Consider the following 946-nt stretch of genomic DNA (forward strand, 5'->3'; position numbering starts at 1 on the left):
GCTCGAGCCGCCCTCGAGGACCTGCTGACCGAGCGCGGACTCGCCGGCGGCGACGTCATCGACCAGCTCCACCGCTCCGCCTGGGAGTTCGACATTCCGGAGCGGGCGACGGTCCGCCTGCTCGAGCGCCTGGGCGAGGTCGACTACCGGATCACCGAAGGCGCGAACGAGCGGCTGCAACTCGAGGCGATGCTGGCGTCGCTGGCGCTCGAGAACGAGGCTTGAGACGGTCCGCTGGGTTTGTGTGCCGGCGCGCCCGTCTGACGGGTTTCAGGTGCACCGGAACTGACGGAGAGGAGTCCGTCTTAGTTCGGCGTCTCTCTCGAGGCCCGTTTGCGAACCGACCGGCCGGCGAGTGATGTCGCTGGGGCCGGTGAGGTGTCGTGCTGGTTTCGGGTGTGCCAGCGGGCGGAACATACTATCTGTTCGGTGAGTTGTGTGAACGGAACAGTGGGTTACTGATGAGAAGTGGGTGGGACAAGGCGTCCTGCTATCGTGGCAACAGGGAATCGCCACACCCTCCCCAGCCGATTCGCTCACTTGCGTTCACTCATCCCTCGCGCAGTGTCATCGACCGCCCTCACTCTCGTTCGGCCGGTCGACAGCGCGCGCCACCGCACGCCGGGTGGCCAGTCTCGAGTGAGACGTGGCTACCCTGTAACGAACGGCTGAGTTACACCAGTTCGAGCCGTGTACCGCTGGTCAAATCGCGAACGGAGTCACTCTCCCTCCACGTCGGCCGGTTCGACTCCGCGAAACGAGACGGTGAGGCGACCGTTCGCTTCGGCGACGCCGACGTTCCAGCCGTGGGCGTCGGCGATCCGTTCGACCGTCCCGAGTTCGAACCCGGTCCCATCCGCCGCGGCCACCCGGTCGGAGACGAGATCCGCCTCGAGATCGGCGACGTGCTCGTTGAAGTCGGCGACGAACGCGGAAACGTCGCCGG

At 66.3% G+C, this 946-nt stretch carries 1 protein-coding gene and 1 pseudogene; one reads left to right on the plus strand and one right to left on the minus strand.

Annotated elements, in window-relative coordinates; translation table 11 throughout:
• Positions 1-225: pseudogene (gene rfc, locus PGX04_RS31010) on the plus strand (replication factor C small subunit); the annotation flags it as partial.
• Positions 226-719: 494 nt separating this feature from the next.
• Here the strand turns inward: rfc and PGX04_RS31015 are convergent.
• Positions 720-946, minus strand: a 227-nt coding sequence (locus PGX04_RS31015; RefSeq protein ID WP_273742000.1) for a hypothetical protein, incomplete at its 5' end; no start/stop codon positions are given.

The sequence above is a fragment of the Natrinema soli genome, assembly GCF_028618695.1.